We start from the raw sequence: 4,815 nt of genomic DNA, 5'->3' as shown, positions 1-4,815 counted from the left end.
CTGGACTTCGTGCCGGACCGCCTCCGCTCGGCCGCACAGGCCATGCTGGATGAGATCACCTCCGGCGGAAGCCTGGCGCGCGCCCAGCGCGGTGCACTGCTGCGCATGGACGGCACCGAACTCGCAGATCGTTGCGGCGGTAGTGATCGGCGATCGCGGCGTCGAAGAAGTCGTGATCGGTTCCGCCGATCAACGTCGCTCCGGCGCGTGTGACGTGCTCCATCGCGCGGTTGGCCATCACGAACCGGCCGTCGACGTCTTTGGCGAAGATCAGCACGTCGGTGTGCTGGAGCACGGTTTCGAGCATGCGCTGCCGCACGTGCAGCGCCGAGTCGGCGGCCCGCCGACGTTCGGCCTCGGAGGCGTACTGCGAGGTCTGGCGGCGCAGCTGCAGCAGGGCGACTACCTGAGCGGCAAGCGTCTGCAGGTGCGCACGCTGGTCGTCGGACAGCGTGCGGGGCACGCGGTCCATCACGCAGAGGGTGCCCACCGCGTGTCCGTCACCGGTGACGAGGGGCACCCCGGCGTAGAACCGGAGATGCGGCGGCCCCGTCACCATCGGGTGGGTGACGAACCGCGCGTCCCGGTGGGTGTCCGGTACCTCCGTCAGCGCCGTGCCCGCGATGGTGTGGGTACAGAACGACAACTCGCGGTCGATCTCGGCGAGGTCGATGCCGTACCGGGCCTTGACCCAGTGCCGGGTCGCGTCGATGAAGCCGATCAGCGCGATCGGCGCCCCGCAGACGTATGCGGCGAGCGCGGTCAACGCGTCGAACGACTCCTCGGCTGCGGTGTCGAAGATCTCGAGGGAGTCCAGCGCGACAAGGCGCGGGATCTCCCCGTCGAGATGACCCTCGGCACCGTGCCGGCCCGAGAGTTTCCCCGACAACAGCACCGTCCCCCTGATCAGTGTGGCGCTCCCCGCCCCGAACCGGCTCGGTAGGCGCCTACCCGAGAGTAGACGAGACCGCACCGGTGTTCGAGCCTTTCAGATCGCCTCGGGGTCCTCGGCCAACCCGTCGGCTGCGCGCTGCGCCAACTCTATTGCGGTGCGGGCCCAGGCCTGTGTCGTAGCGGCGAGCCCGCAACCCGGGGTGATTCCGACCCGGCGGCGCAGCACGTCGCGGGCGAATCCGAGTCGATCGGTCACCGCGGCCACCGAGGCCGCGACCTGCTCGGCCGACGGACGGGCATCGGGTGGGATGACCGGAACCGCGCCGAGCAGCACTGTGCGATCCGAGTCGACGAACTCCCCGATCCCGTCCAGATCCGCCGGCGTGAGCGTCGAAATGTCCACCGACACGGCGCTGACGGTACTGCGCTGCAACAGTTTCCATGGAACCTCGGACGCGCAGCAGTGCACCGCGACCTCCCCGCCGGCCACCTCGACGCATTCGTCGAGCAGTGCGGTGACCACGGATTCGTCGACCGGGTGCACCGGGTTCAGACTGGTGACCCCGGTGAGCCGGCCTGCCAGCGCCGCAGGCAGGGACGGTTCGTCGAACTGGACCACCACCGGGCTCGCCAGCCGGCGGGCCAGGTCCGCCCGGTGCGCCGCCACCCCCTCGGCCAGCGACGTCGTCAGATCGCGGACGGCGCCCCGGTCGGTGATCGCGCGGTGTCCCCCGCTCAACTCCAGCTGCGCGGCCAGCGTCACCGGTCCCGGCGCCTGCACCTTCACGGTGCGCTCCGCACCGCGCAGGCCCGCCTTCTCCCAGGCCTCCTCGAACGCGTCGAGGTCCTCCTCCAGCAGGCCGGCCGCGCGCCGGGCCGCCGAGCTGCGGCCCTGGGCGATGCGGTAACCGCGTGGCACGGTGTCGAGCCCGATGTCGACGAGCAGCGCGCCGGCCCGGCCGATCATGTCGGCCCCGACACCCCGGCCGGGGAGCTCGACCAGGTGCGGGAGGCGGTGGAGCTCACCGACGATCACCTCCGCGGCTTCCCGGGCCGAGGTGCCCGGCCACGATCCGATACCCGTCGCGGTGGCGAAAACAGTCACTCGCCTGACGATATTCGACCGATTATGGTCAGGGCATGACGGGCCGCGCATCGGCGCCGCTGTTGTGCGCCGCGGCGATCCTGGCCGCCGGTTGCACCCAGCAGGTGAACGGGACGGCGATCCGCGCCGTGCCCGCGGTCGACGAGGACTCGCGCTCGCCCGTCGACGTCGACACGATCCTGCTCGACCGCGCACAGATGCAGGCGCTCACCGGCGCCGGCGAACACCTCACCGCGATCCCGGGAACCGAGAGCAAGGTTCCGGTCGACATCGAGTACATGGCCGAAACCGTTCCGGCGCAATGCGAATGGGTTTATGCCGAGACCCGGGTGTTCGGCCCGGAGGTCGAGGAGTTCCACAAACTGACCTACCAGAACCCGCCACGGGGCGGGCTGATCTCCCAGGCCGCGGCCGGCTACCGCGACGCCCCGACCGCGCAGCGCGCCTTCGATGTGGTCGTCGCGCAGATCGACGGATGTGCCGCGACAGGGCCGGGCCGGGTGATGGTGGGTGAGGTGAGCGTGACGGCCGATTCGGTGCGCACCCGTCCTGGCGACTGCGGCCGCGACTACCGGGTGAAGTCGGCGGTGCTCGTCGAGGTCACCTTCTGTGCGTTCCCGGAGTCCGTGCCCGACATGGTGATGACCAACATCCTGGCCAACGTCGCGGGCTGAGACCGGTCAGCGGGCGGCGCGGATGGTCGCGCTGCCGAGCACCTCGTCGCCGCCGGGGTCGGGCCGGTACAGCACCAGGGTCTGCCCCGGCGCCACGCCGCGCAGCGGGCTGCGCAGGCTCACTTCCAGGGTGTCGTCCCGCAGTTCGGCGACGGCGCCGACGACACCGCCGTGCGCGCGGACCTGCACGGCGCACTCGACCGGCCCGCCGGGTGCGACACCGGAGGTGAACACCGGCGCATCGCCGACCAGACGGGTCACCTCAAGATCGGCGAGGTCACCGACCTGCACGGTGCCGGTGGCCGCGTCGATCCCGGTCACGTAGCGCGGGCGGCCGTCCGGCCCCGGCCCCGCGATACCGAGGCCCTTGCGCTGGCCGATGGTGAACCCGTGTACGCCGTCGTGTTCGGCGAGCACGGCCCCGGCGGCGTCCACCACGGTGCCGCGGCGCACGCCGATGCGGGCTCCGAGAAACGCCTTGGTGTCGCCGGACGGGATGAAGCAGATGTCGTGGCTGTCGGCCTTGTCGGCGACGGCCAGGCCGCGCCGGGCCGCCTCCCGGCGGATCTCCGATTTCGGGGTGTCCCCGATCGGGAAGACCGCGTGCCGCAACTGCTCGGCCGTCAGCACCGCCAACACGTAGGACTGGTCCTTGTCGTGGTCCACCGCGCGCCGCAACCGGCCGTCGGACAACCGCGCGTAGTGACCGGTGGCCAGCGCGTCGAAGCCCAGCGCCAGCGCGCGGGCGGCCAGCGCCGAGAACTTGATCCGCTCGTTGCAGCGCACGCACGGATTCGGGGTCTCACCGCGCGCGTAGGACTCGACGAAGTCCTCGATCACGTCCTCCTTGAAGCGATCGGCGAAATCCCAGATGTAGAACGGTATTCCGAGCACGTCGGCCACGCGGCGGGCGTCACCGGCGTCCTCCTTGGAGCAGCAGCCGCGGGACCCGGTGCGCAGGGTGCCCGGCGCCGACGACAGCGCCAGGTGCACCCCGACCACGTCATGCCCGGCGTCGACCATCCTGGCGGCGGCCACCGAGGAATCCACCCCACCGCTCATCGCGACCAGCACCCGCATCGCTACTGCCGCCCCGAACTGGCCAGCGCGGCCTGCCTGGCCCGGTCCACCGCGGCGGGCAGCACCTCAAGCACGGCGTCGATGTCGGCGTCGGTGCTGGTGTGCCCGAGCGAGAGGCGCAACGAGCCCCGCGCGCTGGCCGGGTCGGCTCCCATCGCGGTCAGCACATGCGACGGCTGCGCCACCCCGGCCGTACACGCCGAGCCCGTCGAGCACTCGATTCCCTTGGCGTCCAACAACATCAGCAACGAATCGCCTTCACAACCACGGAACGTGAAGTGGGCGTTGCCGGGTAACCGACCCGGCCGCGGCGCGCCGTTGACGTCGACGTCCTCGATGGCGTCGAGCACGCCGTCGATCAACCGGTCCCGGAGTGCACGCATCCGGTCGGCGGCGGAGTCCATGGTCTCGACGGCGGCGCGCGCGGCCGCGGCCATCCCCATGGCACCGGCGACGTCCTGCGTGCCCGAACGGACGTCGCGCTCCTGGCCACCGCCGTGCAACTGCGGAACGCATGCGGTCTCACGTCGCAGCAGCAGCGCGCCGACCCCGGTGGGACCGCCGAACTTGTGGGCCGTCACGCTCATCGCCGACAGCCCGCTGGCGGCGAAGTCCACCGGAACCTGACCCACCGCCTGCACCGCATCGCTGTGCATCGGAATATCGAAATCATTTGCGACAGAGGCAAGTTCAGGGATCGGCATCAGGGTGCCGACCTCGTTGTTGGCCCACATCACCGTGATCAGCGCGACGTCGTCGGGATCGCCGACAGCCGAACGCAACTCGGCCGGGCCGACCGCGCCGTACCGGTCGACCGGAAGCCGCGTCACCTCGGCGTCCTCATGGTCGACGAGCCACTGCACGGCATCGAGCACCGCATGGTGTTCGACGGGCGTGGTGATGATGCGGCGACGCTGCGGCGACGAACCGCGCCGGGCCCAGTAGATGCCCTTGACCGCGAGGTTGTCGCTTTCCGTGCCGCCGGCGGTGAAGATCACCTCCGACGGGCGGGCGCCGAGCGACTGGGCCAGCGTCTCGCGGGACTCCTCCAGTCTGCGCCGG

5 protein-coding genes are annotated in these 4,815 nt (G+C 71.1%); 1 reads left to right on the top strand and 4 read right to left on the bottom strand.

Features of this window, described 5'->3' with window-relative positions; translation table 11 throughout:
- Nucleotides 1–55 precede the first annotated feature (55 nt).
- The gene (locus ASJ79_RS19035) at nucleotides 56–889 is read right to left on the bottom strand and encodes a GAF domain-containing protein (protein WP_231750928.1); all 834 of its coding nucleotides are present in this window, start codon (nucleotides 887–889) and stop codon (nucleotides 56–58) included.
- Nucleotides 890–988: 99 nt separating this feature from the next.
- A complete protein-coding gene (locus tag ASJ79_RS19030) occupies nucleotides 989–1,999 on the bottom strand; it encodes a methionine synthase (RefSeq protein ID WP_067958489.1) in 1,011 nt (336 codons plus the stop codon).
- Nucleotides 2,000–2,034: 35 nt separating this feature from the next.
- Here ASJ79_RS19030 and ASJ79_RS19025 point away from each other — a divergent pair, with 35 nt between their 5' ends.
- The gene (locus tag ASJ79_RS19025; RefSeq protein ID WP_067958486.1) at nucleotides 2,035–2,673 is read left to right on the top strand and encodes a sensor domain-containing protein; all 639 of its coding nucleotides are present in this window, start codon (nucleotides 2,035–2,037) and stop codon (nucleotides 2,671–2,673) included.
- A gap of 6 nt (nucleotides 2,674–2,679) precedes the next feature.
- Here the strand turns inward: ASJ79_RS19025 and mnmA are convergent, their stop codons facing one another.
- Both mnmA and ASJ79_RS19015 read right to left on the bottom strand, forming a co-directional pair.
- Nucleotides 2,680–3,753, bottom strand: a complete 1,074-nt coding sequence (gene mnmA / locus ASJ79_RS19020) for a tRNA 2-thiouridine(34) synthase MnmA (protein WP_067958482.1) — start codon at nucleotides 3,751–3,753, stop codon at nucleotides 2,680–2,682.
- Nucleotides 3,754–3,755: 2 nt separating this feature from the next.
- On the bottom strand, nucleotides 3,756–4,815 hold a 1,060-nt coding region (locus tag ASJ79_RS19015), incomplete at its 5' end, for a cysteine desulfurase family protein (RefSeq protein WP_067958481.1).

Source organism: Mycobacterium sp. NAZ190054, assembly GCF_001545925.1.
Classification (GTDB): domain Bacteria; phylum Actinomycetota; class Actinomycetes; order Mycobacteriales; family Mycobacteriaceae; genus Mycobacterium.
The sequence above is the reverse complement of the archived record's forward strand: the minus strand, read 5'-3'. Positions and strand labels throughout refer to the sequence as shown.